The organism is Arcobacter sp. (assembly GCF_050300555.1).
In the GTDB taxonomy this organism is placed as follows: Bacteria; Campylobacterota; Campylobacteria; order Campylobacterales; family Arcobacteraceae; genus Arcobacter.
In genome coordinates, this window is record NZ_JBNKXY010000463.1 from 1 (window position 1) to 509 (window position 509).

At 50.9% G+C, this 509-nt stretch carries 1 protein-coding gene; it reads right to left on the reverse strand.

All coding sequences use genetic code 11. The annotated features are described in order from the left end of the window. Nucleotides 1–308: 308 nt before the first annotated feature. The coding region (locus ACQY5W_RS13665) for a hypothetical protein (RefSeq protein ID WP_428025517.1) at nucleotides 309–509 on the reverse strand (201 nt) is incomplete at its 5' end.

Here is a 509-nt window from a genome sequence, read left to right on the forward strand (position 1 = left end):
CGACTACACGAGGTAGTTAAACACCCTTGCCCAATACGGGTCGTACCACGTCGATACGATTGAGAAGAAGGCCAACCTGTACCGTGCATGACTCACCATCCACCTACAAGAGCGCCTGGTACAGTTCACCAATCTGTCATATAATAAATTGGCAAGTGCAGCTATTGATCAAGAGAGAATGATGAAGGTCGTTGCTGAGGCCAATGAGAAAAAGAGAAAGAAGATGATGCCTAGATCCACTGACAGTGGTAGTTCTAGCGGTGCTCCTCCGAGGCATCGTATGATGTATACCCCACCTGGGGGGTCAGCTACGTCGACCACAATAGCAGCAAAACTAGGGCCATCGCCCATAATTTCAACCGCGACAATTCCAGTAGCAGCAACAGCAGCAGTTCAATCGTGCCCCTACCCCACCACCGCAGCAGGCTGCCATCAGGCCACCACAGTAGTTTCCCGCCAGCAACTTTCCATGCTTCAACTGTGGGAAAATGGACCACTTTGCTCGAGAA